This is a genomic window from Flavobacteriales bacterium, assembly GCA_021296215.1.
In the GTDB taxonomy this organism is placed as follows: Bacteria; Bacteroidota; Bacteroidia; order Flavobacteriales; family ECT2AJA-044; genus ECT2AJA-044.
Window position 1 is genome coordinate 1 of record JAGWBA010000132.1, and the last position, 453, is coordinate 453.

Below are 453 nucleotides of genomic sequence, written 5' to 3' on the forward strand. Positions count from 1 at the left end.
TCCGGGCGTTCGAGCCGCTTCCGGCCCTTGATGGCGGCCGGGACGGCATGGAGTTTTATGATCGCCTGCTTGCGGAGAGTCCGGCGCTCTTGCATCCGGGCGGGATGCTGGTCATGGAAATGGGAATGAACCAGTCCGGGGACATCCGTCAAAAGGTGAACGACAAGCAGGAATTCGTCGTCAAGAGGATCCGGCGCGATCAGGCGGGCATCGATCGCGTCATGTGCCTGGAGCGAACATCGTAATCATGGACAGTCTGGTCATCATGGGCGGGCAACGCCTCGATGGACGTGTCAGGATCGGCGGCGCCAAGAATGCGGCGCTCCCCATTTTGGCGGCGACCCTGTTGGGGGGAGGAGAGTGCACGATTTCCAACCTGCCGCAGGTGAGAGACGTCGCCACCATGATGACGCTGCTCAGCTTACTCGGCGTTTCCGTCAAGCGCGAGGAAGG

Annotated in this window: 2 protein-coding genes; both read left to right on the plus strand. The window is 61.6% G+C overall.

Annotated features, from left to right (window positions below; genetic code table 11):
- Positions 1–245: hypothetical protein (locus J4F31_12500; protein ID MCE2497372.1), on the plus strand; the 245-nt coding region annotated here is incomplete at its 5' end.
- 2 nt (positions 246–247) lie between these two features.
- Positions 248–453: UDP-N-acetylglucosamine 1-carboxyvinyltransferase (locus J4F31_12505; GenBank protein MCE2497373.1), on the plus strand; the 206-nt coding region annotated here is incomplete at its 3' end.